Here is a 25,510-nt window from a genome sequence, read left to right as displayed (position 1 = left end):
CGCCTCCGTCGTTTTCTCCGCGCCTGGCCCGTCGATCCGTGCCTGGAGCGACGGCCGGCGCCACGCGCGGCACGGCCGCGATTTCATCAGACGGGATCGTGTTTGGGAAGCCGCAGTGAGGCAGGAAACGGTTGGAGGACACGCATCCTGTAGTCCGGTCAACTAATACCTACATTTCCACAGTGCCCTTGATCAGGGCATGTAGCTCCAGAGTGGTCATTCGTGTCGTCAGAGTGAGCAAACGAAAACAGGTCGCTACCCCAACATGTGGGATTGGTGTCCCGAAACGCTCCCGCTGGCTCCGCTTGACCGCAGCGCCCGGCATTGGCAAGGTTTTGCAGGCTTCGCGCACACGGTACGGCAGACCCGACCAGAATATCTACTGAGGACGCTGCCGCCGCCGGTGACCGGGCCCCGCCCGTGCCGCATCAGGAGGACAGAGTTGACCCCCTTCCGCTCCGCGACCGCTCTGGTGGCCGCTTCAGCTCTACTGGCCACCACCCTCACCGGCTGCCAGTTCGGCGGGCAGGAGCAGGACACCTCGCCGATCGTCATCGCCGCCGACCTGGAACTGTCCGGGGCGGCCGCCAGCGTCGGCAAGGCGTACCGGCAGGCACTGGAGTTGAAGATTGAACAGCTGAATGACTCCGGCGCCCTGAACGGCCGGACTATCAAACTGCTGCCGAAGGACAACCGCTCCGACGCCGGAGAGTCACTGCGCAACATCGTCGACTTCGCCAACGATTCACAAGTCAGCGCCATCATCATGGGCGGCTGCAACGAATGCGCGGTCGGCGCGGTCCGCACCATCAATGAGAAGCAGATCCCCACCATCGCGCTGGCATCGGCCGGCGCGGTATCCAACCCGGTGGCAGATCGACGCTACGTGTTCAAACTGGCACCGAATGCAGCCGATAATGCCGGCGCTATCACCGGCGAACTGAGCCGTCGACGGGTCGCCTCCGTGGGGCTGCTGCGCAGCGACGACGCCTACGGCAAGGAGGGCGCCGAGGCCCTGCGGGGCGAGTTCAGCAAGGCCGGGATCCAACTGCTGGCCGAGGCCACGGTCCGCACCACCGACACCGAGGTGGACCGGCAGGCCGCCACCCTGGCCGCCGCCCAGCCTGAGGCGCTGGTCGTCTGGACCCCACCGGAGCAGGCGATGCTGGCCGCCGGCGCGGTCAAGCAGGCCGGCTTCACCGGGCGCCTGTTCTTCGACGCCTCCGCCGCGGGTGACCTCTTCCTCGGCGCCTCGGCCCGGGCCGCCGAACGGGCCACCCTGGTCTTCACCCAGACGATGGTGATCGACGATGTCATCGCCACCACCCCCGCCAAAGCCGCCCGTCGTCAGTGGTTCCAGGACTACACCGCCCGTTTCGGCGGCTACCACGGATCCTCGTCCTTCGCGGCGGACGCCGTGCAGCTCATCGTCGATGCTGAACTGCGCGCCGGTGGTCCGGCCGGCAAGGTCGACCGGGAGAGCCTGCGGGACGTGCTGGAGACCTCCCAGATGGACGGACTGTCCGGGCCGATCCGGATGACGCCGGACAACCACTCCGGGCTGATGCCGCAGGCGCTGACCACTCTGGTCGCTCGTAACGGGCGTTGGAGGTTGGCTGGCTGAGGTCTTCGTCCTCTGGTTTGCTCGGTGGGGTGTGGCCCCAGCACAACCGGTTTCGGGCGGTCAGGCTTGATCCCTGCGCCGGTTGTTGCTGGGGCCACACCTGCGTTCGTCCACGGGTGACGGACGCAGGTCAGGGTGAGTGGTGCTGTCTGTCCTGGGTGCGGTCCGTTGGAGGGTGCTGGGGGTTGGGTCAGCGGCTGGAGGTGGTTTCTCGGACCCAGGGCAGGCTGAAGCGCTCGATGACCACCAGGGCGGTGTAGAGCAGGATGCTGACCAGGGCGATCAGGATGATCGCCGCCCAGGCGGTGGCGGTGTCGCCGATGCCGGCGTACTGCTGGATCACATAGCCCAGACCACCCTCGCCGGCCTGGAACTCGCCGATCACCGCGCCGATCGCGGCCAACGGCATGGCCACCTTCAGGCCCACGAAGATCTGCGGCAGGGCGGCCGGGAAGCGGATCTTCCGGAACGCCTGCCAGCGGGAGGCGTTGTAGGAGCGGATCAGCTCGGCCAGGTCGGCCGGGGTGGTCGTCAGGCCGGTAGCGGTGGACAGCACGATCGGGAAGAAGCAGAGCAGGAAGACCATGGTCAGGATGGGCTTCTGACCCCAACCGAGCGCCACCACCAGCAGCGGGCCGAGGGTGATCTTCGGTACGGCGTTGACGGCCACCAGCAGTGGGGTGAACATCCGCTCGACCGTCCGCGAGGCGGCCAAGGCCAGGCCGATCAGCACTCCCGCCGCGGCGGAGAGCGCGAAGCCGACCAGGATCTCCCGGGTGGTGAGCGCGGTGTGCTCCAGCAACCGTTGCGGCCGGTCGGCGAACGCGGACAGCACCGAACCCGGCGGCGGCAGGGCGGCCGGGTGGATCAACTCCAGCCGAGCGGCCAGCCACCAGACCCCGAACGCGATCAACAGCCCAACGGCCGGTAACACCGCCGCCACGGTGGCGATCCGCAGGTCACCGGCGCGCCAGCGCCGGGGACGCGGTACGGCAGAGGACGGCTCGGGCAGTGTCTGCCCCACCGTCTGCCGCGGACGGACGTCGGTCATCGGACCTCCTGAATGTGGTGTTTCGGCGTCGACGCCGGTACGCCGCACCTGTCGTGGGGTGCGGCGTACCCGGCATCGACGTGATCAGCTTCAGCTCTTGGGGGCCAGGTTGAAGTCGATGACCTGCTCGGGGGTCAGATCCGACTTCAACGCACCCGCACCGCGCAGGATGGCGATACTCTTCGCCACCCGGCCACTGTCCAGGGTGCCCAGGGCGGTGCCGGAGTTGCTGGAGCGGACGTAGCCGGCCATCAGCTGAAGCTCGGCGGCAGCCGCGACGGGGTTGACCGCCTCGACGTTCTTGGCCAGGATCTCGGCCGCCTCCTGCGGGTTGGCCAGGGCGTCCTCCAGGCCCCTGAGCAGCGCCGCAGTGAACCGCTTGACCATCTCCGGCTTTTCGCTGGCGATCTGCTTCGAGGTGATCAGCACGTTGCCGTAGAGATCCTGCATCACGTTGCTGTACGGCAGCAGAACGGCCTTCTTCTTGGTCACCGCCTCGATCGTCGGCTGACCGACGACGAACTGACCGATGCCGTCGACCGAGCCGGAGCCGAGGGTGACCATCAGGGTCTGGGCCTCACCGTTGACCCAGGTGACCTTGGTGTGGTCGATGCCGGCCATCCGGGCGTACGTCGGGAAGAGGTTGCGTACGACGGAGCCGGGGGTGTCGGCGAGCTTCTTGCCCTCCAGGTCCTTCGGGGTGTTGATGCCGGTGCCCTCGACGGTGGCGATGGCCGCCATCGTGCGCTGCTGGATCGCGGCGACCGCGACGAAGTCCTTGGCCTCGCCGTTGCCGAGTTGCAGCAGGCCACCGGTCAGGTCGATCGGGCCGAAGTGCGCCTGCCCGCCGACGACCGTCTGGATGATCGAGCCGGTGCCCTGGCCAGGCTTGATCTCGACCTCGAAGCCGGCCTCCTTGAAGTAGCCCTTCTCCTTGGCCACCCAGGCGTAGGCGTCACGCCCGAAGTTACCGAACGAGGTCAGGTAGGTCACCTGCTCCAGGGCGGCGCCACCGCCGTTGGTGTCGTCGGCCTCGTCCGAGCCGCTGCACGCGGCGACGAGGGCTAGTGCGGTGGCCATCGTGGCCGCGGCGACCGTACGGGTCAGCCTTCTCATCAAGTACACCTTGTCCTTTCCCACCGGGGCATCGGGCCGCCGGAGGGGTCTGTCGGGCGGCGCCGGCAGCCGGGAGGGAGCCGACACCGCGCATCGAGGGGGATTCTTCGCGGGCACAGCGTACGAGAAGTCTCGCTTTGTGACACCAGGCGCATCGGGTTGCGGTAAGGAAACAAAGTCAACTCCACCCCGGACGGTGCAATCTGCACAGAGCCGGTTAGCCTTTGACGGATTGCTGATCAACCACTCAGCCGGAGGCCCCCGGAGATGATCCGTCTGTCCGAGGTGTCCCGCACCTTCGACGGCCGTACCGGCCGAGTCGAAGCGCTGCGCGGCATCGACCTCGACGTGGGCGACGGCGAGTTCGTCGCCGTCCTCGGCCGCTCCGGGTGCGGCAAGTCCACCCTGCTGCGGTTGATCGCCGGGTTGATTCCGGTCAGCTCCGGCACGATCACCGTGGGTGGCGACCCGGTCACCGGACCGCGCCAGGACATCGCCATGCTGTTCCAGCGACCGGCCCTGCTGCCGTGGCGGACCGTACTGGACAACGTGCTGCTGCCGGTGGAGATCTTCGGCTGGAAGCGCGCCGACCACCGGGAGCGGGCCCGGCAACTGCTGGAGGTCGCCGGCCTGGCCGGGTTCGAGAAACGACTGCCGCACGAACTCTCCGGCGGTATGCAGCAGCGGGTGTCGCTGTGCCGGTCGCTGATCGGCAACCCCCGGGTGATGCTGATGGACGAGCCCTTCTCCGCCCTGGACGCGCTCACTCGCGAGGAACTGTCCGGGGAACTCCAGCGGGTGCACATGAGCAGCCGGGCCACGGTCGTCTTCGTCACCCACTCCATCGACGAGGCCGTCCTGCTGGCCGACCGGGTGGTCGTGCTCAGCCCGCGCCCCGGCCGGGTACGAAAGATCGTCGAGGTGGCCATCCCCCGACCCCGCACCCTGGGCCGCCACGCCCACCTGGCGGAGGTCGCCCAGGTCAGCGCCGACCTGCACGAGCTGCTGATGGAACGCGACCAGCCGCTGGGCGTCGGTCCGGAAGGACGATGAGGGTGCGCGTCACCGTATTCACTGAACCGCACCGGGGCGCCAGCTACGAGGATCAGCTCCGCTTCGCCCGGCTCGCCGAGGAGGGCGGGTTCGAGGGCTTCCTCCGCGCCGACCACTACCAGGCGATGGGGGACGAGCCGGCCCTGCCCGGCCCGACCGACGCCTGGCTGACCCTGGCCGCCCTGGCCCGGGAGACCAGCCGGATCCGGCTCGGCACCCTGGTCACCTCGGCCACCTTCCGGCTGCCCGGGCCACTGGCCGTGATGGTGGCCCAGGTGGACCAGATGAGCGGCGGCCGGGTCGAGCTGGGCATCGGGGCCGGGTGGTACGCCCGCGAGCACACCTCGTACGGCATCCCGTTCCCCTCGGTCGGGGAACGCTTCGACCGGTTCGCCGAGCAGTTGGAAGTGATCAGCGGACTGTGGGCCACGCGATCGGGCGAGACCTTCAGCTACACCGGGAAGCACTACCAGCTCACCGAGGCCCCCGCGCTGCCGAAGCCGGTGCAGACCCCCGGCCCGCCGATCATCGTGGGCGGGCGGGGTCCCCGGCGTACCCCGGAACTGGCCGCCCGGTACGCCGACGAGTTCAACGTTCCGTTCACCAGCCTGGAGCAGACCGCGGCGGCGTACGAGCGAGTCCGGCGGGCCTGCGACCAGATCGGCCGCGCCGACCGCGGACGAGCCCCGCTGGTGTACTCGGCCGGCATCGTGGTGGCAGTCGGGCGTACCGATGCGGAGGCCGCACGGCGGGCGGCGCCGCTGCACGTCAAGAGCGCCCTGCCGCCCGAGGATCCGGTGGTCGGCTCGCCGCAGCAACTGGTCGACCGGATCGGCGAGTTCGCCGCGATCGGCACCGAGCGGGTGCACCTGCGTCTGATCGACCTGTCTGACCTCGACCACCTGGAGCTCATCGCCAGCGAGGTGCTCCCCCACCTGGAGAAGACCCGATGATCGACAACAACCCCGTGGCCCCGGCGACCGACCAGGACCTGGTCCTCGGCCCGGTGGGCCAGGAGATCGTCTACGAGAACGACCGGGTACGGGTCTGGCACATCCGGCTGGAGCCGGGCGAGCAGCAGCCCCTGCACCGCCACGACCACCCCTACCTGGTGGTGGCCGTTGAGGGTGCGAAGAATCTGATCCAGACCGTCGACGGCGTCCGGATCGACGCGGACGAGCCGACCGGTGGGGTGGTCTACCGCGACCCCGGGGCGGTGCACATGCTCACCAATGTCGGCGACACGACATACCTGGCTCGACTGATCGAACTCAAGTAGCCCTACCGCAACCAGGTAGGACGGGCGTTCACGGCGCGCCGGTGGCGATCGGTGGCAACGGAACGTAACGTGCCGGACATGGCCAATCGGACCTTGAGCCGCCTACTGCTCACGGCGTTCGGCGTCAGCCTGCTGGCCGGAGCCGGTCAGCTTGGCCTCGCCTTCGGCTTCGGCATCATCCGGCTCACCGGCGCCTTCAACGGCGCCACCGTCAACCAGTGGCCGGCCCAGCTCGTCTGGGTCGGCTGGTTCGCGGCGAACGCCGCCGTGATCGGTGCCGTGCTGACCGAGCGGGCGGCCCGGCAGGACCGCCAGCTCACCGGCACCGGCCGGCAACTGGCGGTGGCCGGCAGCGCTGCCCTGGGGGCCACCGTCGTGGCACCCTTGTGCATGCAGCCGGCCCGCAGCGCCGAGCTCATCTCGGTCGACCCGGTCTGGGCGGTCGCCATCTGCGCCGTCCTCGGCGCGGTGGTCGGGGCCGGTGCCGCGCTGGCCGTCCTGGTCCGCCCACCATTCGCCTGGAACATGGCCGCCCTGGCCGGGGCGATGTGGCTGATCGCCCTGCTGTCGGTCGTACCCTCCCTGGGTGCCAGCGGGCCGCTGACCCCGGTCCGCCTAGGCGTGCTGGAACCGTCCTGGCTGTCCGCCGACACGGCCCAACGGTTGGCGTTGCTGATTCTGCCGCTGCTGGCGCTACTGGCCGGGCTGGCCGGTGGAGCTGTCGCCCGCTGGCGCGGACACCCCCCGCTGACCAGCGGGCCGAGCGGGGTGGCCGGGCCGGTGCTGGTGGCCTTCGCCTACCTGGCCGCCGGGCCCGGCGACTCCGCCGACCGCTACCAACTAGCCCCGTACTACGGTGCCCTGATCGCGATCGCGGTCGGCGCCCTCGGTTCGGCCGCCGCCGCTCTGCTGCCCTGGCCGCTGACCGGTCGTTCCGCCTCCGGCACCCCGGCCATCGAACCGACCGCGATCCTCCAGCCGCTACCCGCCACCCCGGCCCTGCCCGCCTCCTCGCCCCGTTCGGCCGAGCATCACCCCGTAGCGGCTGCCGACGCCCCACCGCACTGGCAGTGGCCGGAACCCCAGCCCTCCCTGGACCCATCGACGGCCACCGAGGTCACGACCGAAGCCAGCCCCGAAGCACGGCGACTGCCACCGACCTCGGCTGCCGACCGCCACCCCGACCCGACCCCGGCCACCGACCACCTGTCCGCGACAGAATCCGAACCGGCCACGGTGGCCTGGGAACCTGCGCCGAGTGCGGCTGCGGCGACCACAGAACCCGGACCAACAGCGGCCACCACGTCGGCCGTCGAGACTCAGCGGGCACCGACCCCGGCGGCGGAGACAGTCGATCCTGCGGAGGACTCCGCTCCGGTGGGCGACGGCAGTGACATTCCGCTGGCCAAGCGGTCCGCCCGCTCGCCGCTGGCACCCGCCCCGGCTGCGTCAGCAGCGCCAGATCCAGTCGAGGCTTCGGCGGGCAAGGCGCCGACCCCCCGGCGGACCCGCAAACCCCGGGCCGGTACGACGGCCGCCCCGGTGAAGCCACAGCCAGAGCAGTCTGCGGACCAACAGCCCGAGCAGGCGAAACCGGTCGTCCTGCCGGAGGCCACCAAAACCGGTGACGACAACAGTCCAGCCGACCCCAGCGCGCCTACCGCCACCTCCTCGGAGGCGACCGGCCCCGTCGAACCTGACCTGAACGCCCCGGCCACTCCGGAGGACAGCGCCCGGCCGACGCAGTCCCCGTCCACCCTCACCGACTCGGCCCCCACCGATTTGCGGCCCGAACCGGCGCCACGCCCCCGGCACCGCCTGTCGTTGCCCGAACTGAACTCGGCAACGCCGTGGAACGCCTTCGCGCCCGCCCGACCGGCCGATCCGCCACCGGCCGAGGACCAGCAGACCACCACACCGGAGGTCTCGGCGGCCTTCGCCGCCGCCCCGGCCCGCGCCACCGACCCGGCGGCCACCGCCCGTGACCTGTCCGCCGCCTTCACCAAGCCACCTGCGGTCGCCCCAGAGGACATCCAGCCCGGTGAGGACCGCGACAAGGGTCTGCGTGGCCTGTTCCGGCGGGGCAGATCCCGCCCGGGCGGCATGGTCGACGGTGAGGAGCCGCTGCCCGCCCAGGACGAGGAGTACGTGGACTGGGTGACCGGGCTCGGTCGGCCCGTGGCCGAGGAGGAGCCCGGTCCGAAGAAGTCCCGCCGCTCGCTGCGCTCGACCGGCCGGCACCACCGGGACTGAATCGACCCCGGTGACCGGCCGGCAGAGCGGACCGGTCAGGCCAGCGGCAGGTAGACCCGCCCGCCGGCGGCCAGGAACTCGTCGGACTTGTCCTTCATGCCCCGGGCGGCGTACTCCTTGAGGTCCTGGGTGATCTTCATGGAGCAGAACTTCGGCCCGCACATCGAGCAGAAGTGGGCCGTCTTCGCCGGTTCGGCCGGCAGCGTCGCATCGTGGTACGACCGCGCGGTCTCCGGGTCCAGGGACAGGTTGAACTGGTCTTCCCAGCGGAACTCGAACCGCGCCTTGGACAGGGCGTCGTCCCAGGCCTGAGCGCCCGGGTGCCCCTTGGCCAGGTCGGCCGCGTGGGCCGCGATCTTGTACGCGATCACGCCCGCCTTGACGTCGTCCCGGTCCGGCAGGCCCAGGTGCTCCTTCGGGGTCACGTAGCAGAGCATCGCGGTGCCGAACATGCCGATCATCGCCGCCCCGATGGCCGAGGTGATGTGGTCGTACGCGGGTGCGATGTCCGTGGTCAGCGGGCCCAGGGTGTAGAAGGGGGCCTCGTGGCACCACTCCTGCTGGCGGTCCACGTTCTCCTTGATCTTGTGCATCGGCACATGACCCGGACCCTCGATCATCACCTGTACGTCGTACTCCCAGGCGATCTTCGTCAGCTCGCCAAGCGTGCGCAGCTCGGCGAACTGGGCCTCGTCGTTGGCGTCCGCGATCGACCCCGGCCGCAGCCCGTCGCCGAGGGAGAAGGTCACGTCGTAGCGGGCCAGGATCTCGCACAGTTCCCGGAAGTTGGTGTAGAGGAAGTTCTCCTCGTGGTGCGCCAGGCACCAGGCCGCCATGATCGACCCGCCCCGGGACACGATGCCGGTCACCCGGTCCACCGCCAACGGCACGTACGGCAGCAGCACCCCGGCGTGCACGGTCAGGTAGTCCACGCCCTGCTCGGCCTGCTCGATCACGGTCTCCCGGAAGACCTCCCAGCTCAACTCGACCGGGTCACCGCCGACCTTTTCCAGCGCCTGGTAGATCGGCACCGTGCCGATCGGCACCGGCGAGTTGCGCACGATCGCCTCCCGGGTCTCGTGGATCCGCTTGCCGGTGGACAGGTCCATCACGGTGTCCGCGCCCCACCGGGTAGCCCAGGTCAGCTTCTCCACCTCCTCGGCAACGGAGGAACTGACCGCCGAGGTGCCGATGTTGGCGTTCACCTTGACCAGGAAGGCCTTGCCGATGATGGCCGGCTCGCACTCCGGGTGGTTGACGTTCAGCGGCAGCACCGCCCGCCCGGATGCGATCTCCTCCCGGACGAACTCCGGTGACATGCCCTCCCGGATCGCCACGAACTCCATCTCCGGGGTGACCACCCCGGCCCGGGCGTACCCCAGCTGGGTCGGCCGCTTGCCGTCCGCCCCGGCCAGGGGGGTGCCCGGACCGCGTACCGGGGCCACATCCCCCCGCTCGGCGATCCACGGCCCGCGCAGCGGGGACAGCCCCACCTGCGGGTCGGAGCCCGGACCGGAGGTGTCGTAGAGCCGTACGGGTGGGTTGTCCCCGGTCAGCTCCACCTCCGCGAACGGCACCCGGATCTCCGGCCGCGAGCCCTCGACGTACACCTTGCGCCGTACCTGCATGACAGCCTCCCTGTGCTCAGGCGGACCAGCCAAAGTGGTCCAACGGACCGCGTCCCGCACCCAACTCCCAGTTCCGCGCGCCGGCCAGTCCCCGGCTCACGTACTTCTTGGCCTCCGCCACCGCCACCGGCACCGGATCGCCCATGGCCAGCCGCACCGCGGTCGCCGCCGAGAACGAACACCCGGTCCCGTGGCTGTGCCGGGTCGGCACCCGGGGGGCCCGCAGCACGGTCGTGCCCTCCGGGCCGTGCAGCACATCCAGGGCCTCGCCGCCGGTGTCCACATCACCGCCGGTCACGATCACCCACTCCGGGCCCCCGGCGGCCAGGGCCCGGGCGGCCGTCGTCATCTCCGCCAGATCCGTCACGGCAGCCCCGGTGAGAGCCGCGGCCTCCGCGCTGTTCGGGGTCGCCACCCGGGCGTACGGCAACAGCCGCTCGACCGCCGCCACCACCCCGAGGCGGTGTCCGCTGGTGGCCACCAGCACCGGATCGACGACGAGCTGCGGCAGTCGCCCGGCCGCCGCAGCGTCGGCGATCGCACCCGCCACCGCCGGCGTACCCAGCATCCCGGTCTTGACCGCCCGCACCGCGAAGTCGGACAGCACGCTGTCCAACTGTTCGGTGACCGTCTGCGGGGGCAGCGGCAGGACGGCGTCCACACCTCGGGTGTTCTGCGCGGTGACCGCGGTGAGCACACTCGTGCCGTAGGCGCCGAGGGCGGCGAAGACCTTCAGGTCGGCCTGGATGCCGGCGCCGCCGCCGGAGTCCGAGCCGGCCACGGTGAGCACGGTGGTAGGGGTCATCCGTCTTCCTCAACATTGCTGGTCGAAGCTGCCTGGAAGGCGCTGGTCAGTGCGGCAGCGGTCTGCTGCGGGTCAGGGGAACGCATGATCGCGCCGAGGACGGCGACACCGACGGCGCCGGCCTGCCTACAGGCGCGTACCTGGGCCGGTGTCTCGATGCCGCCGAGCGCCAGCACCGGCACCGGGCTCAGCCGGATCAACCCGGCCAGTCCCGCCGGCCCCAACGCCGGCCCGTAGCCGGGTTTGGTCCTGGTCGGATAGACCGGCGAGAGGGTGACGTAGTCCTCGGTGCGCAGCCGACGCAGTTCCGCCTCGTCGTGACAGGACCGACCGACCAGGTCAGCCCTCGGCGGCGGACCGGGGTCACTCGCCGACAGGTGCACAGCGGCGGAGTGGGCGGGCAGCAGGGGGTCGGGGCCGGCGACGATCAGGGTGCCGCCGGCCTCGGCCAGGATCGGCCGCAGGTCGGCGGCGAGGGCGAACCGTTCGGCGCGGGGCAGGTCCTTCTCGCGCAGCAGCACCCAGCGCACGCCCCCGGCCACGGCCGCCGCCACCACCTCCGCCAACGGCCGCCGGGCCACCCGCCGGTCCGTCAGCACCACCACGCCGGAGACACCCCCGGACAAGCCGTCGGCGCCCGGGTGCGGGGTCATAGCTCGGGGCGGCCTTCGTCGGGGGTGCTGGCCAGGGCGTGGAGGCGGCGGGGGATGCGGCCGGCACCGGCGGCCAGGCGACCGGCGGTGATCGCGTGGCGCATCGCGGTGGCCATCGCCACCGGGTCCGCAGCCCGGGTCACCGCGCTGGCCAGCAACACCGCGTCGCAGCCCAGCTCCATGGCCAACGCCGCGTCCGAGGCGGTACCGATCCCGGCGTCCAGGATCACCGGCACCTCGACGCTCTGCCGGATCAGCCGGATGTGGTGAGGGTTGGACACCCCCAGCCCGGACCCGATCGGCGAGCCCGCCGGCATCACCGCCGCGCAACCGACGTCGGCCAGCCGACGAGCCAGGATCGGATCATCCGAGGTGTACGGCAGCACGGTGAATCCGTCGGCGACGAGTTCCTCGGCGGCGCGCAGCAGTTCCACCCCGTCGGGCAGCAGGGTCCGCTCGTCGCCGATCACCTCCAGTTTGACCCAGTCGGTGTCGAAGGCGTCCCGGGCCAGGTGCGCCACCTTCACGGCTTCCCGGGCGGTGTAGCAGCCGGCCGTGTTCGGCAGCAGTCGCACCCCGCACCGGTCCAGCAGGTCCAGCAGACCTCCGGAGCCGCCGGGTACGGTGTCCACCCGGCGCAGGGCCAGGGTGACCAGCTCGGTGCCGGAGGCCCGGATCGCCTGTTCGAGCACGTGCAGGTTGGCCGCTCCGCCGGTACCCAGGATCAGCCGGGACCCGAACCGGGTACCGCCGATCTCGAAGCCGTCCATCCTGGTCACCCGCCCTGGGCGGCGCTGAGCACCTCTACCCGGTCGCCGCCGTGCAGCACGGTCGCCGGCCATCCGGTACGCGGCACCACCTCGCCGTTGACCGCCACGGCCACCCCCCGGTGCTGCGGCGTGACCTGTCGTACCAGTTCAGCGACCGTGGCGCCGTCGGGCACCACCTGCCCGACTCCGTTGACCGTCAACTCCATCTGTCGTCCTCCTTGCTGTCCGGACGGAACCGGTCGGCCCGGAAGGGACTGAGCATCGACTCGTCCGCTTCCGCCCCGGTGATCAGGCCGGTGATCAGGTCCGCGGTGACCGGGGTCAGCACGATTCCGTGCCGGTGGTGACCGGTGGCCGCCAGCACCTGCGGGCGGTCGGGCAGCGGCCCCAGGATCGGGGCGTTGTCCGGGGTGCCGGGGCGCAGCCCGGCGATCGTCTCCACCAGGTCGTACTCGGCCAGTTCGGGCAGCAGGTCGATTGCGGCCCGCAGCAGCCGCAGCACCGCACCGGCGGAGACCGCCAGGTCGGAGCGTTCCTCGACGGTGGCACCGACCACGACCTCACCGCACTCGCGCGGGACCAGGTAGACGTGCTCGCCGTCGGCGTACCCCCGGATGACGTGCCGGAAGCCCGGCGGGCCGCCGTCCGGGGTACGCAGCCGCAGCACCTGGCCCTTCACCGGGCGGACCGGCAGCCCGGTCAGGGCGGTGGCGCCGCAGCCGGCGGCGACCACGGTCACCTCGGCGGACACCTCGGACAGTCGCCCCACCGGCTCGGTGACCAGCACCGCGCCGGCCCGCTCGGCGGCCAGCCGCAGCGCCGGTACCAGCCGACGCGGATCGACCTGGTGATCGGTGGCGGCGAGGGCACCCCCGCGAACCCGGGGGGCCAGCGCCGGTTCATGCTCGCGCAACTGGGAGGGCAGCAGCGGGGTCACCGGCAGACCCAGACCCTGCTGGTACGCCCACAGCCGCCGCGCCTCGGCCAGGTCGTCGGCGGTCAGCCCGACCATCAGGGTGCCCTCAGTCCGGTACCCGATGTCCAGGCCGCTGGCCTCGGTCAGCTCGGCGGCGAAGGCCGGCCAGCGTCGAGCGGACTCGGTGAGCAGCCCGGTCAGTTCGTGTTCACCGAAGTACGCCTCCGCCACCGGCGCCAGCATCCCGGCGGCCACCTGGGAGGCTCCCGACCCCGGAGCCGGATCGTGCACCACTACCCGCAGTCCCCGGGCCGCGCACCGCCAGGCGATCGCCAACCCGATCGGCCCCGCCCCCACCACCGCCACCTGCGGTGCAAGGAAGGGCCCCCGCTTAACGTCTCCGGTATAGGAAGGGCCCCTGCTTAACACGTCAGCGCCCTGACCAGCTCGGCTGCGGCGTGGGCGGGATCGGCGGCTGCGGAGAGCGCGCCGACCACCGCCACCCCGTACACGCCGGCGGCCCGTAACCCGGGTACGTCCGCCGCCGTCACTCCCCCGATGGCGATCACCGGCACGGCGACCGCCTCGACCACCGCCCGGACGCCGGCCACCCCGATCGCCGGTGGCAGGCCGTCCTTCGTGGTGGTGGCGTGGCAGGGGCCCACGCCCAGATAGCTGGCTCCGGCGGCGACCGCCTCGGCGGCCGAAACCGGCTCCCGGGCGGTGGCGCCCAGCACCGCCTGCGGGCCGAGCACCTGCCGGGCCGCCGCCACCGGCAGGTCCTCCGCGCCGACATGACCGCCGGCGGCCCCCGCCGCCAACGCCACATGCAGGCGGTCGTTGACCAGGCAGGTGACGCCGTACGGCCGGCAGCGGGCGAGCACCCGGCAGGTCAGCTCGTACGCCTCCCGGTCGGTGACGGCGTCCTCGGCCCGGACCTGGACCACCAGCTCGGGGTGGGCCACCGGCAGGACGGCCGCGAGCACGGCCAGCGCATCCCGCCCCGGTCGAGTGTCGGTGATCAGATGCAGTCGTCCGAGGGACGGCACGGCAACACTCCTCCCTGCGCCGGCATTACCCGGATCAGGTTCGACGGTCGGGGGCTGGCAGCCCCCCTCTCAGCCCGGTACACCGGGCTCCCGTGGGTTCGTTGGGTGTCACCGTACGTCGTTTCGGCTGCGCCGCCAACCCCCGGACCCGCCCCGGCCAACCCCGGGAGCTGGCCGGACTCCACCGTTTCACTCTCATCCGGCGACCAGAAGGGACCCGGTTACGCAGTGACTCATGCCAATTGGATGACGCCTCGTTACCAAGCTGTTACATCAATGAGTCTTGCCCGAAACCGATCGATCAAAGGAAATTTGATTGATCGGCTCAGTTCCTCGGCAGCCAGACCCTCACCGTCAGGTACGAGCACTCGGACCGACCCGGAGTAGCCACCGACGTCCGCTCCGACCCGTCCTACACGGAAAGAGGAGATCTTCGTGCCCCGACTCAGCCGCGGGCGAGCAACGCTCGACCCGTTAGCCGTGGCGCTACTCGCCCTGGCACTCGTTCTGACCGCCGCGCCGTTCCCGATCGCCCGCCCCACAGCCGCCCAGGCCGCCGGCCGTACCACCACCCAGGCCGCCGCCCCCACCACCGCTCAGGCCGCGGCGGCGGAGCCGTTCTCCGTCCTGGTGTTCTCCAAGACCGCCGGGTTCCGCCACGACTCGATTCCCGCCGGCATCCGGGCCATCCAACAGCTCGGCACCGCGAACAACTTCACCGTCGTCACCACTGAGGACGGTGCGGCCTTCACCGACACCAACCTGGCCAGGTTCAAGGCGGTCATCTGGTTGTCGACCACCGGCGACGTGCTCAACGCCACTCAGCAGTCGGCCTTCGAGCGCTACATCCGGGCCGGTGGCGGATACGTCGGGGTGCACGCCGCCTCCGACACCGAGTACGACTGGGCCTGGTACGGCCAACTGGTCGGGGCCTACTTCAACAGCCACCCGGCCAACCAGACCGCCACCGTGAAGGTCGAGGACACCACCCACGAGTCGACCCGGCACCTGCCGGACCGGTGGTCCCGCTTCGACGAGTGGTACAACTTCCGCACCAACCCCCGCGCCCGTCAGGTGCAGGTGCTGGCCTCGCTGGACGAGCGCAGCTACAGCCCCGGCAGCGGGGCGATGGGGCACGACCACCCGATCGCCTGGTGCCAGAACTACGACGGTGGCCGGTCCTGGTACACCGGTGGCGGGCACACCCAGGAGTCCTTCGCCAACGCCGAGTTCCTCCAGCACCTGCTCGGCGGCATCCAGACCGCGGCCGGGGTGGTGCACGCCGACTGCGGCGCCGGTCGGGCCGCCAACTTCGAGAAGGTGACGCTGGACAGCAACACCAGCAACCCGATGGAGCTGGACATCGCCGAGGACGGGCGGGTCTTCTACATCGAGCGCGACGGCCGGGTCCAGATCATCAAGCCGGACACCGGGCAGACCGTCACCGCCCTGCGGCTGAGTGTCTTCGCCGGCAACGAGGACGGCCTGCTGGGCATCCGCCTCGACCCCAACTTCAGCAGCAACGGGTGGATCTGGCTCTACTACGCCCCGAGCGCGGGCGGGTCCCGCAACTACCTGTCCCGGTTCACCGTCACCGGTGACACGATCAGCGCGTCCAGCGAACGGGTCGTCCTGGAGGTGCCCACCCAGCGCAACACCTGCTGCCACATGGGCGGGACGATGACCTTCGACTCGGCCGGCAACCTGTACCTGGCCACCGGGGACAACACCAACCCCTTCGAGTCCAGCGGATACAGCCCCTTGGACGAGCGCTCCGGGCGCGCGGACTACGACGCCCAGCGTACCGCCGGCAACACCAACGACCTGCGCGGCAAGGTGCTGCGGATCCGGCCCCAGGCCGACGGGACGTACACCATCCCGAGCGGGAACCTGTTCGCCCCGGGCACCGCCCGGACCCGTCCGGAGATCTACGCGATGGGGCTGCGCAACCCCTTCCGGATCGGCATCGACCCGGTGACCAATGTGCTCTACGTCGCCGACTACGGCCCGGACGCCACCACCACCAACGCGAACCGGGGCCCGGAGGGCCTGGTGGAGTGGAACATCGTCGACCGGCCCGGCAACTTCGGCTGGCCGTACTGCCACGGCAACAACCAGGCGTACAACGACTACCAGTTCCCGTCCGGCCCGAGCGGGGCTAAGTTCAACTGCTCCGCGCCGGTGAACAACTCCCCCAACAACACCGGTCTGACCAACCTGCCGGCGGCCATCCCGGCCACGGTGGACTACGGCTACGGCGGCGACAGCCGCTTCCCGGAGATCGGCGGCGGCGGAGCGCCGATGGCCGGCCCGGTCTACCGGTTCGACCCGACCATCTCGTCCCGCCGCCAGTGGCCGGCGTACTTCGACGGCAAGTCGATCTTCGGCGAGTGGAACCAGTCGCGGATGTACACCATGCAGGTCAGCCGGGACGGCAAGACCCTCGTGGACATCAACCGGATCCTCGACCAGATGACCTTCGTCCGGCCGATGGACATGGAGTTCGGCCCCGACGGCGCGTTGTACCTGATCGAGTGGGGTAGCGGCTTCGGCGGCGACAACGACAACTCCGGGGTCTACCGCATCGACTACACCGCCGGGGCCCGGGCTCCGATCGCGGTGGCCGCGGCGACCCCCACCTCGGGGGCTCCCCCGCTGGCGGTCACCTTCTCCAGCGCGGGTTCCCGCGACCCGGACGGTGGCACCCTCACCTACGCCTGGACCTTCGGTGACGGTGGCACCTCCACCCAGGCCAACCCGACCCACACGTACACCCGCTCCGGCAGCTACACCGCGCAGTTGCGGGTGACCAACCCGGCGGGCCGCAGCGCGGTGGCGAACGTGCCGATCACGGTCGGCAACACCGCCCCGACGGTCACCATCGAATTCCCCCCGGACGGCGGCTTCTTCGCCTGGGGTGACCAGGTCGCGTACACCATCCGGGTGACCGACCCAGAGGACGGCACGATCGACTGCGACGAGGTCGAACTCCAGGTGCTGCTGGGTCACGACGAGCACGCCCATCCCCTGGAGCGGCACACCGGCTGCACCGGCACGGTGCAGACCCAGCTGGCCGACGGCCACGGGGCGGACGCGAACGTCTTCACCGTGCTGGAGGCGACCTACACCGACCGGGGTGGTTCCGACGGAGCCGAGCCGCAGACCGGCCGGGCCCTGAAGATCCTCCAGCCCAAGCGCAAGGAGGCAGAGTACTTCTCGGCCACCGGCCGGGTGGCCGGTGCCACCGGGGGCGGCACCGCCGGGGTGGAGAAGGAGACCACCGGTGACACCGCCGGCGGCGGGCAGAACATCGGCTTCATCGAGGACGGCGACTGGTGGTCGGTCACCCCGGCCAGCCTGACCGGGGTCACCTCGATCCAGTTCCGGGTAGCCTCGGCTACCTCCGGTGGCCGGATCGAGGTCCGGGCCGGGGCCGCCGACGGTCCCCTGATCACCACTGCCACGGTGGCCGGCACCGAGGGCTGGCAGACCTACACCGACGTCACCGCGCAGATACCCAACGGCGCCTCTTCGGAGGGCGGGCTGTACTTCGTCGCCCGGGACCCCAACCGGGGCACCGGAACCCTGTTCAACGTCAACTGGATGAACTTCGTCGGCCCTGGGGTCAGCGGCAACGCCCCACCGACGGTCACCGCCACGGCCACCCCGACCAGCGGGACCGCGCCACTGGCCGTGACCTTCACCGGTACGGCGTCCGACCCGGACGGGGACACCCCGCTGACGTACGCCTGGGACTTCGGCGACGGTGGCACGGCGACCACCCTCAACGCCACCCACACCTACACCACGGCGGGCAACTACACCGCCACCCTGACGGTCACCGACAGTCGGGGTGCCCGGGGCCAGGCCACCGTGCAGATCCGGGTGGACGGGCCCGGGGGCAATGAGCCCTGCCAGGTGGAGCAGGGGCCCCAACGGTCGGACGAGTTCACCGGCACCGCGCTGGATCGCCAGCGGTGGACCAGTGTGGTGCGGGACAGCCAGGGGTACTCGCTGACCGGGGGTGCCCTGCGCCTGCCCACCGCGGCGGGTGACCTGTACGGCACCCGCAACGACGCGACCAACCTGGTGCTCCAGCCCGCGCCCAGCGGGGCCTGGCAGGCGACCACCCGGGTCACCGTCGCGGCCCGGGCCGACTACCAGCAGGCCGGCCTGATCCTGTACGGCAACGACGACAACTACGCCAAGCTGGACCTGGTCTACGGCGGCAACCGCAAGGTGGAGTTCATCCGGGAGAGTGCCGGCACCCCGCGCAACGAAAGCGCGGACGCCACGGCCGCTCCCACCGGCGACACCATCCACCTGCGACTGACCAGTGACGGGACGAACCTGACCGCGGCCTACTCGACCGACGGGCAGACCTTCACCCCGGTGGGTCGGTCCGCTGCCCTGGCCGGGATCACCAACCCCCGGATCGGTCTGTTCGCCCTCAACGGCGGCACCACCGCCCCGGTCCTGAACGCGGACTTCGACTGGTTCCGGATCACCCCGGAGGCCACGACGGGTACGAGCGCCACACCCTCGGACGAGTTCACCGGCAGCACCCTGGAGAAGTGCCGGTGGAACGCCATCGTGCGGGAGGAGGCGACCCGGTACCGGGTGACCGACGGTGCCCTGCGCATCGATGTACCCAACGGTGACATCTACGGCACCAGCAACACCGGGCCGACGAACTTCATCCTGCAGAACAGTCCGGCCGGGAACTGGACGATCCAGACCCGGGTCGACGGCAGCCTGTTCAACGAGCAGTACCAGCAGGCGGGTCTGCTGGTGTACGCCGACGACGACAACTACCTGAAGTTCGACTACGTCACGGACAACGCGGCCGGTCAGACGATCTCGCGACGGATCGAGTTCCGTAGTGAGGTCGGCGGGGTGGTGCAGAGCACCCAACCCCAGGCCACCGGGCTGACCCAGGGGATCTGGCACCTGCGCCTGTCCCGCAGCGGCAGCACCTACACCGCCGCCTACTCGGCGGACGGAACGAGTTGGACCAGCCTGGGCTCCTTGACCAGCACCGCGGTCGGGACCACCCCGAAGGTGGGGCTGTTCACCCTGGGGGCCAACCAGACCGCCTCGAAGACGGCCGCCTTCGACTACTTCCGGCTGACCCCGGGCTAGTCGACCGATCGGAGCCGGCCCGCACCTGGAGGGGTGCGGGCCGGCTCCCGTCCCGAGGTGCCGGGCCGACCTCCAAAGGCCCGAGACCGGACGTACGACTTAGCGGGTGATACCGGGAAATGTCACCCTCCGTTACCGAACCGTTATTCATCGAAACCTTGCCAAGTACTCATAGAGCGGAAGTAATTTGTTCAACGGCTCAACATAATGCTGGAACGGACGCCCCGGCAGGCGACCGATCCGGCTCCACCTGGGACGGTCTTCGGCGAACCGGCCCCGCGACCCCTGTCCGTCAGGACCAAGGAGACCGGAGTGTCCCGACCACACCGTGCCCGCGCACCCATAACCGCCGCCTTGATGAGTCTCGGCCTCGCCGTGACCACGCTCGTCGGCGGACCCGCGCAGGCCGCCCCCACCACCACCAAGACAGCACCCCTGGCGCAGACCGCACCGGCGCCGGCCCCAGCACCACAGGCCGCCGCCGACGACTTCTCGGTCCTGGTCTTCTCCAAGACCGCCGGCTTCCGGCACGACTCGATTCCGACCGGCATCGCCGCGATCCAGCAACTGGGTGCCACCCACGGCTTCACCGTGGAGACCACCGAGGACAGCGCCTCCTTCACCGACGCGAACCTGGCCCGCTACCGGGCGGTGATCTGGCTCTCCACCACCGGTGACGTGCTCAACGCCGAACAGCAGGAGGCCTTCGAGCGCTACATCCAGACCGGTGGCGGCTACGTCGGCGTGCACGCCGCCTCCGACACCGAGTACAACTGGCCCTGGTACGGCGAGCTGGTGGGGGCCTACTTCGCCAACCACCCGGCCAACCAGACGGCCACCGTCAAGGTCGAGGACCCGGCGCACGAGTCCACCGCCCACCTGCCGGAGCGCTGGTCCCGGTACGACGAGTGGTACAACTTCCGCACCAACCCGCGCGGCAAGGTGCACGTGCTGGCCACCCTCGACGAGCGCAGCTACTCCCCGGGCACGGGCGCGATGGGTCACGACCACCCGATCGCCTGGTGCCGGGACTACGACGGCGGCCGGACCTGGTACACCGGTGGCGGTCACACCCGCGAGTCGTACGCCGAGCCGGAGTTCCTCCAGCACCTGCTCGGTGGCATCCGGACCGCGGCCGGGGTCAGCGGCGCCGACTGCCGTGCCTCCCTGACCTCCAGCTTCGAGAAGGTGACGCTGGACAGCAACACCAGCAACCCGATGGAGCTGGACATCGCGGCCGACGGCCGGGTCTTCTACATCGAGCGCGACGGCCGGGTTCAGATCATCAAGCCGGACACCGGGCAGACCGTCACCGCGATCGACCTCGACGTCTTCACCGGCAACGAGGACGGCCTGATCGGCATCCGCCTGGACCCGAACTTCGCCACCAACAACTGGGTGTACCTCTACTACGCCCCGAACGACGGGGTAGCCCGTAACCTGCTGTCCCGGTTCACGGTCACCGGCGACACCATCGACCCGGCCAGCGAGAAGCAGGTGCTGCGGGTCGACACCCAGCGCAACACCTGCTGCCACGCGGGCGGGACGATGACCTTCGACTCGGCCGGCAACCTGTACCTGGCCACCGGGGACAACACCAACCCGTTCTCCTCGGACGCGTACACCCCGATCGACGAGCGGCCCGGCCGCGCCGACTACGACGCGCAGCGCACCTCCGGCAACACCAACGACCTGCGCGGCAAGGTGATCCGGATCCACCCGGAGGACGACGGGACGTACACCATCCCGGAGGGCAACCTGTTCGCGCCGGGCACGGAGAAGACCCGCCCCGAGATCTACGCGATGGGCTTCCGTAACCCCTTCCGGATCGGCATCGACCTGGAAACGGACGTGCTGTACGTGGCCGACTACGGGCCGGACGCCGCCTCCGCCAACCCCAACCGGGGCCCGGAGGGCCTGGTCGAGTGGAACATCGTCGACCAGCCCGGCAACTTCGGCTGGCCGTACTGCCACGGCGCGAACCGGGCGTACAACGACTACCAGTTCCCGTCCGGGCCCAGCGGGGCCAAGTTCGACTGCGCCAACCTGGTCAACGACTCTCCGAACAACACCGGTCTGACCAACCTGCCGCCGGCCGTCTCGGCCACGGTCGACTACGGCTACGCGGCCAACCCGCTGTTCCCCGAGATCGGTGGCGGTGGCGCCCCGATGGGCGGCCCGGTCTACCGGTACGACGCCGACCTGACCTCCGACCGCAAGTGGCCGGCGTACTACGACGGCAAGGCGCTGCTCGGTGAGTGGAACCAGTCCCGGATGTACACCATGCAGGTCACCTCGGACGGCAAGTCCCTGGTGGACATCAACCGTCTGCTGGACGGGATGAGCTTCATCCGGCCGATGGACTTCGAATTCGGTCCCGACGGCGCGCTCTACATGATCGAGTGGGGTAGCGGCTTCGGCGGCAACAACGACAACTCCGGGGTCTACCGCATCGACTACATCGCCGGTGACCGGGCCCCGATCGCGGTGGCCAACGCCGACCCCACCTCCGGCCCGGCCCCGCTGACGGTCAGCTTCTCCAGCGCCGGCTCCCGTGACCCGGACGGCGGAGCCCTGACCTACGCCTGGAACTTCGGCGACGGCAACAGCTCCGAGGAGGCCAACCCCACCCACACGTACGCCTCGGCGGGCAACTACACCGCCCAGCTCACCGTGACCAACCCCAAGGGGCGTACCGCGGTGGCGAACGTGCCGGTCACGGTCGGCAACACCGTACCGACGGTCACCATCGAGTTCCCGCCGGACGGCGGCTTCTTCGACTGGGGTGACCAGGTCAAGTACACCATCAAGGTGACCGACCCCGAGGACGGGGAGATCGACTGCGACGAGGTCGAACTCCAGGTGCTGCTGGGTCACGACGAGCACGCCCACCCGCTGGAGCAGCACACCGGCTGCGAGGGTGTGGTGCAGACCCAGCTCGCCGCCGGACACGGCGCCGAGGCGAACGTGTTCACCGTGCTGGAGGCGACCTACACCGACCAGGGCGGCTCCGGTGGGGCCAGCCCGCTGACCGGCCGCTCCCTGCAGATCCTGCAGCCCAAGCGCAAGCAGGCCGAGTACTACTCCAACACCGGTCGGCTGGCCGACGGCACCGGCGGCGGCGACCCGGGAGTGGTCAGGGAGGCCGCCGGGGACACCGCGGGCGGCGGCGAGAACATCGGCTTCATCGAGGACGGCGACTGGTGGTCGGTCGAGCCGGCCAGCCTGACCGGCATCGAGTCGATCCGGTTCCGGGTGGCCTCGGCCGCCTCCGGTGGTCGGATCGAGGTCCGGGCCGGTGCGCCGGACGGTCCGCTGGTCACCTCGGTCGCCGTACCGGGCACCGGGGACTGGCAGTCGTACACCGATGTCACCGCTGAGGTTCCGGCCGAGGCGGACTCCGACGGCAAGCTGTTCTTCGTCGCCCGCGACCCGGCCGGCGGCACGAGCAGCCTGTTCAACGTCAACTGGATGGACTTCCTCGGCAAGGGGGTCACGGACAACGCCCCGCCGGTCGTCACGGCCAACGCCTCCCCGACCACCGGCACCGCGCCGCTGGCGGTCTCCTTCAGCGGTACGGCCACCGACCCCGAGGGCGACACCCCGCTCACGTACGAGTGGGACTTCGGTGACGGTGGTACGGCCGACACCCTGAACGCCGAGCACACCTACGCCGCGCCCGGCACCTTCACCGCCGTCCTGACGGTGACGGACAGCCGAGGTGCCCGGTCGTACGCCACCGTGCCGATCCGCATCGAGTCCCCGAACACCTCCTGCCTGGGGGCCCGTTCGGACGACTTCAGCGGCGACACCCTGAACCGGGACCGGTGGACCAGTGTGGTGCGGGAGAACCAACTCCTGTCCGTCTCCGACGGCGCACTGCGCATCCCCACCGAGGCCGGTGACCTGTACGGCAGCCGCAACGACGCGACCAACCTGGTGCTCCAGCCCGCACCCAGCGGGGCCTGGCAGGCGACCACCAAGGTGACCGTGCCGGTCACGGCCACCTACCAGCAGGCCGGTCTGATCGTCTACGGCGACGACGACAACTACGCCAAGGTGGACCTGCTCTACAACGGCAGCCGCCGGGTGGAGTTCCTCCGGGAAGCTGCCGGCACCCCGCGCAACGACAGTGCCGACAATGTCGCCGCACCGGAGGGTGACACCGTCTGGCTGCGGATCAGCAGCGACGGCAGCACCCTGACCGCGGAGATGTCGGCCGACGGGCAGACCTTCAGCCCGGTCGGGCGCGCCGCCGAGCTGGCCGGCATCGAGAACCCGCGGATCGGCCTGTTCGCCCTCAACGGTGGCACGGACGCCCCCGTCGTGGACGCCGAGTTCGACTGGTTCCAGGTGACCCCGGACGAGCCCGCCGGGCCGGTCGACCGGTCCGACGAGTTCGACGGCATCTCGCTGGACAAGTGCCGGTGGAACGCCATCCTGCGGGAGGACCCGAGCGCCTACCGGGTCGGCGGCGGGAAGCTGAGCGTCGACGTGCCCAACGGTGACATCTACGGCACCAACAACACCGACCCGACGAACTTCATCCTGCAGAACGCCCCTAGCGGCGACTGGACGATGGAGACCAGGATCGACGGCAGTCTGCTGGACGAGCAGTACCAGCAGGCGGGTCTGATCGTGTACGGCGACGACGACAACTACGTCAAGTTCGACTTCGTCGCCGACAACCCGGCCGGCCAGCCGGTGACCCGACGGATCGAGCTGCGCAGCGAGATCGGCGGGTCGATCCAGGACCCGCAACCGGGTGCGGAGGGCCTGACCTCCTCCGAGTGGTACCTACGGGTGTCCCGCACCGGTGACGTCTTCACCGGGTCGTACTCGACGGACGGCACCACCTGGACGGAGTTGACCGGGCTGACCAACGCGGCCGTGGGGGCCACCCCGAAGATCGGGGTGTTCACCCTCAGCGGCAACCAGACCGCCTCGAAGGTGGCCACCTTCGACTACTTCCGGTTCTCTGCGGAGGACGCTCCGAGCGACACGACGGCGCCGGTGACCACCGCCGAGGTGTCCGGCACCCCGATCGAGGGCTGGCACACCGGGCCGGTGACGGTCACCCTGTCCGCCACCGACGAGGAGGGCGGCAGCGGGGTGGCCCGCACGGAGTACCAGCTCGGCGAGGCCGACACCTGGACCACCTACACCGATCCGGTGCAGGTGACCGGGGACGGCGAGCACGAGCTGCGGTTCCGGTCCGTCGACGAGGCCGGCAACGTGGAGGAGACGAAGACGGTCACCGTCCGAATCGACACCACCGCCCCGGTCAGCACGGCGACGTTCGCTCCGGCGAACGACGAGGGCTGGCACGACGGCACCATCCCGGTGGTGCTCACCTCGACCGATGCCGGTTCCGGGGTGGAACTGCTGGAGTGGTCGCTCGACGGTGGCGCCTGGACGCCGTACTCCGAGCCGGTGGAGATCAGCGGCGACGGCACCCATGAGCTGTTGTACCGGGCCACCGACAAGGTCGGCAACGTCGAGACCCTGAAGTCCGCGGTGGTACGCATCGACGGCACCAAGCCGACCCTGCTGGTCTCCGGCATCGCCGACGGCCAACTGTACGGCGACAGCCAGGACGTACGGGTGTCCTGGCAGGCGGTCGACCCGACCTCCGGGATCGCCACCGTGGTCGGCACCCTGGACGGCCGGCCGTACTACAGCGGCACCCTCCAGGCGATGTACGAGCTGCCGTTGGGTCTGCACGAGCTGACCGTGACCGCGACCGACAAGGCGGGTAACAGCACCACCGCCTCGGTCCGGTTCTTCGTCACCACCTCGTTCCGGGACATGCAGTTCCTGCTGGACCGGTTCAAGGCGACGGGACGCCTGTCGAACAAGGCGCACGAGCAGTTGTCCAAGCAGCTCGAGAAGGTCCGCAAGGAGGAGGCGAAGGGCAACGACGAGAAGGCGATCAAGGAGCTGAAGAAGTTCCGCGACCTTGCCGCCGACGCCAAGCTCATCGCCGAGGCCGAGATCCGGGAGGTGCTGATCCGGGACGCCGACGCCATGATCGTTCGGCTCGGCGGCACGGCCAGCACGGCAGGGGTCAAGGCCAACGAGGGCAAGTCCGTCAAGGGGGCCGGACGCCTCGGTGACGACCCGACCCGGTTGGCACCCGGCCGCCGGCTGTGATCCACGGGCCCCGTCCGG

General features: G+C 70.4%; 16 protein-coding genes and 1 riboswitch. Of the genes, 7 read left to right on the top strand and 9 right to left on the bottom strand.

What is annotated here, in order from left to right; all coding sequences use genetic code 11:
• The first annotated feature begins 442 nt into the window (after nucleotides 1–442).
• The gene (locus ABZ795_RS21165; RefSeq protein ID WP_327024060.1) at nucleotides 443–1,624 is read left to right on the top strand and encodes an ABC transporter substrate-binding protein; all 1,182 of its coding nucleotides are present in this window, start codon (nucleotides 443–445) and stop codon (nucleotides 1,622–1,624) included.
• A gap of 190 nt (nucleotides 1,625–1,814) precedes the next feature.
• Here ABZ795_RS21165 and ABZ795_RS21160 read toward each other — a convergent pair whose 3' ends face one another.
• Entirely contained in the window at nucleotides 1,815–2,675 is an 861-nt protein-coding gene (locus ABZ795_RS21160) for an ABC transporter permease (protein ID WP_357531575.1), read from the bottom strand.
• 90 nt (nucleotides 2,676–2,765) lie between these two features.
• Nucleotides 2,766–3,791, bottom strand: coding sequence for an ABC transporter substrate-binding protein (locus ABZ795_RS21155; RefSeq protein ID WP_357531574.1), 1,026 nt, complete (start codon nucleotides 3,789–3,791; stop codon nucleotides 2,766–2,768).
• 267 nt (nucleotides 3,792–4,058) lie between these two features.
• Between ABZ795_RS21155 and ABZ795_RS21150 the strand changes: the two genes are divergently transcribed.
• The 4 genes from ABZ795_RS21150 to ABZ795_RS21135 all read left to right on the top strand — a co-directional run bounded on the left by ABZ795_RS21150 (nucleotide 4,059) and on the right by ABZ795_RS21135 (nucleotide 8,376).
• Complete coding sequence (locus ABZ795_RS21150) at nucleotides 4,059–4,844, top strand: ABC transporter ATP-binding protein (protein ID WP_357531573.1); 786 nt, start codon at nucleotides 4,059–4,061, stop codon at nucleotides 4,842–4,844.
• A gap of 2 nt (nucleotides 4,845–4,846) precedes the next feature.
• A complete protein-coding gene (locus ABZ795_RS21145; RefSeq protein WP_357531572.1) occupies nucleotides 4,847–5,797 on the top strand; it encodes an LLM class F420-dependent oxidoreductase in 951 nt (316 codons plus the stop codon).
• Complete coding sequence (locus ABZ795_RS21140) at nucleotides 5,794–6,123, top strand: cupin (protein WP_327024055.1); 330 nt, start codon at nucleotides 5,794–5,796, stop codon at nucleotides 6,121–6,123. The genes ABZ795_RS21145 and ABZ795_RS21140 overlap by 4 nt, the downstream gene beginning before the upstream one ends.
• Before the next feature lie 78 nt (nucleotides 6,124–6,201).
• Nucleotides 6,202–8,376 carry a hypothetical protein gene (locus ABZ795_RS21135; RefSeq protein WP_357531571.1) on the top strand — a complete coding sequence of 725 codons (2,175 nt, stop codon included), beginning with the start codon at nucleotides 6,202–6,204 and terminating at the stop codon, nucleotides 8,374–8,376.
• Nucleotides 8,377–8,411: 35 nt separating this feature from the next.
• Here the strand turns inward: ABZ795_RS21135 and thiC are convergent, their stop codons facing one another.
• The 7 genes from thiC to thiE all read right to left on the bottom strand — a co-directional run bounded on the left by thiC (nucleotide 8,412) and on the right by thiE (nucleotide 14,197).
• Nucleotides 8,412–10,004, bottom strand: coding sequence for a phosphomethylpyrimidine synthase ThiC (thiC, locus tag ABZ795_RS21130; protein ID WP_357531570.1), 1,593 nt, complete (start codon nucleotides 10,002–10,004; stop codon nucleotides 8,412–8,414).
• Between the two features lie 16 nt (nucleotides 10,005–10,020).
• Nucleotides 10,021–10,809, bottom strand: a complete 789-nt coding sequence (thiD, locus tag ABZ795_RS21125; RefSeq protein ID WP_357531569.1) for a bifunctional hydroxymethylpyrimidine kinase/phosphomethylpyrimidine kinase — start codon at nucleotides 10,807–10,809, stop codon at nucleotides 10,021–10,023.
• Nucleotides 10,806–11,462 carry a thiamine phosphate synthase gene (locus ABZ795_RS21120; RefSeq protein WP_357531568.1) on the bottom strand — a complete coding sequence of 219 codons (657 nt, stop codon included), beginning with the start codon at nucleotides 11,460–11,462 and terminating at the stop codon, nucleotides 10,806–10,808. The genes thiD and ABZ795_RS21120 overlap by 4 nt, the downstream gene beginning before the upstream one ends.
• A complete protein-coding gene (locus ABZ795_RS21115) occupies nucleotides 11,459–12,232 on the bottom strand; it encodes a thiazole synthase (protein ID WP_357531567.1) in 774 nt (257 codons plus the stop codon). Before ABZ795_RS21115 ends, ABZ795_RS21120 begins: the two co-directional genes overlap by 4 nt.
• Nucleotides 12,233–12,237: 5 nt before the next feature.
• A complete protein-coding gene (gene thiS, locus ABZ795_RS21110; protein ID WP_327024050.1) occupies nucleotides 12,238–12,438 on the bottom strand; it encodes a sulfur carrier protein ThiS in 201 nt (66 codons plus the stop codon).
• Entirely contained in the window at nucleotides 12,429–13,514 is a 1,086-nt protein-coding gene (thiO, locus tag ABZ795_RS21105) for a glycine oxidase ThiO (protein WP_357531566.1), read from the bottom strand. The genes thiS and thiO overlap by 10 nt, the downstream gene beginning before the upstream one ends.
• 56 nt (nucleotides 13,515–13,570) lie before the next feature.
• Nucleotides 13,571–14,197 carry a thiamine phosphate synthase gene (gene thiE / locus ABZ795_RS21100; protein ID WP_357531565.1) on the bottom strand — a complete coding sequence of 209 codons (627 nt, stop codon included), beginning with the start codon at nucleotides 14,195–14,197 and terminating at the stop codon, nucleotides 13,571–13,573.
• Nucleotides 14,192–14,301: riboswitch (TPP riboswitch) on the bottom strand. It overlaps the preceding gene by 6 nt.
• 331 nt (nucleotides 14,302–14,632) lie before the next feature.
• On the opposite strand from thiE, the gene ABZ795_RS21095 reads away from it, so the two are divergent.
• Both ABZ795_RS21095 and ABZ795_RS21090 read left to right on the top strand, forming a co-directional pair.
• Nucleotides 14,633–19,339: a ThuA domain-containing protein gene (locus ABZ795_RS21095; RefSeq protein ID WP_357531564.1), complete on the top strand. Its 4,707-nt coding sequence runs from the start codon at nucleotides 14,633–14,635 to the stop codon at nucleotides 19,337–19,339.
• A 357-nt stretch (nucleotides 19,340–19,696) separates the two neighbouring features.
• Nucleotides 19,697–25,492, top strand: a complete 5,796-nt coding sequence (locus ABZ795_RS21090; protein WP_357531563.1) for a ThuA domain-containing protein — start codon at nucleotides 19,697–19,699, stop codon at nucleotides 25,490–25,492.
• Nucleotides 25,493–25,510 lie beyond the last annotated feature (18 nt).

This window comes from Micromonospora sp. NPDC047134 (genome assembly GCF_040643455.1).
Taxonomy (GTDB): domain Bacteria; phylum Actinomycetota; class Actinomycetes; order Mycobacteriales; family Micromonosporaceae; genus Micromonospora.
Note: the sequence above shows the minus strand (reverse complement) of the source record. Positions and strands in the feature narration are given on the sequence as shown.

Bases quoted from the DNA above. Each gene is read 5' to 3' on its own strand.
- ABZ795_RS21160 (WP_357531575.1), bottom strand. From the start codon at position 2,675: ATGACCGACGTCCGTCCGCGGCAGACGGTGGGGCAGACACTGCCCGAG.
- ABZ795_RS21155 (WP_357531574.1), bottom strand. From the start codon at position 3,791: ATGAGAAGGCTGACCCGTACGGTCGCCGCGGCCACGATGGCCACCGCA.
- ABZ795_RS21150 (WP_357531573.1), top strand. From the start codon at position 4,059: ATGATCCGTCTGTCCGAGGTGTCCCGCACCTTCGACGGCCGTACCGGC.
- ABZ795_RS21140 (WP_327024055.1), top strand. From the start codon at position 5,794: ATGATCGACAACAACCCCGTGGCCCCGGCGACCGACCAGGACCTGGTC.
- ABZ795_RS21135 (WP_357531571.1), top strand. From the start codon at position 6,202: ATGGCCAATCGGACCTTGAGCCGCCTACTGCTCACGGCGTTCGGCGTC.
- thiC (WP_357531570.1), bottom strand. From the start codon at position 10,004: ATGCAGGTACGGCGCAAGGTGTACGTCGAGGGCTCGCGGCCGGAGATC.
- thiD (WP_357531569.1), bottom strand. From the start codon at position 10,809: ATGACCCCTACCACCGTGCTCACCGTGGCCGGCTCGGACTCCGGCGGC.
- ABZ795_RS21120 (WP_357531568.1), bottom strand. From the start codon at position 11,462: ATGACCCCGCACCCGGGCGCCGACGGCTTGTCCGGGGGTGTCTCCGGC.
- ABZ795_RS21115 (WP_357531567.1), bottom strand. From the start codon at position 12,232: ATGGACGGCTTCGAGATCGGCGGTACCCGGTTCGGGTCCCGGCTGATC.
- thiS (WP_327024050.1), bottom strand. From the start codon at position 12,438: ATGGAGTTGACGGTCAACGGAGTCGGGCAGGTGGTGCCCGACGGCGCC.
- ABZ795_RS21090 (WP_357531563.1), top strand. From the start codon at position 19,697: ATGAGTCTCGGCCTCGCCGTGACCACGCTCGTCGGCGGACCCGCGCAG.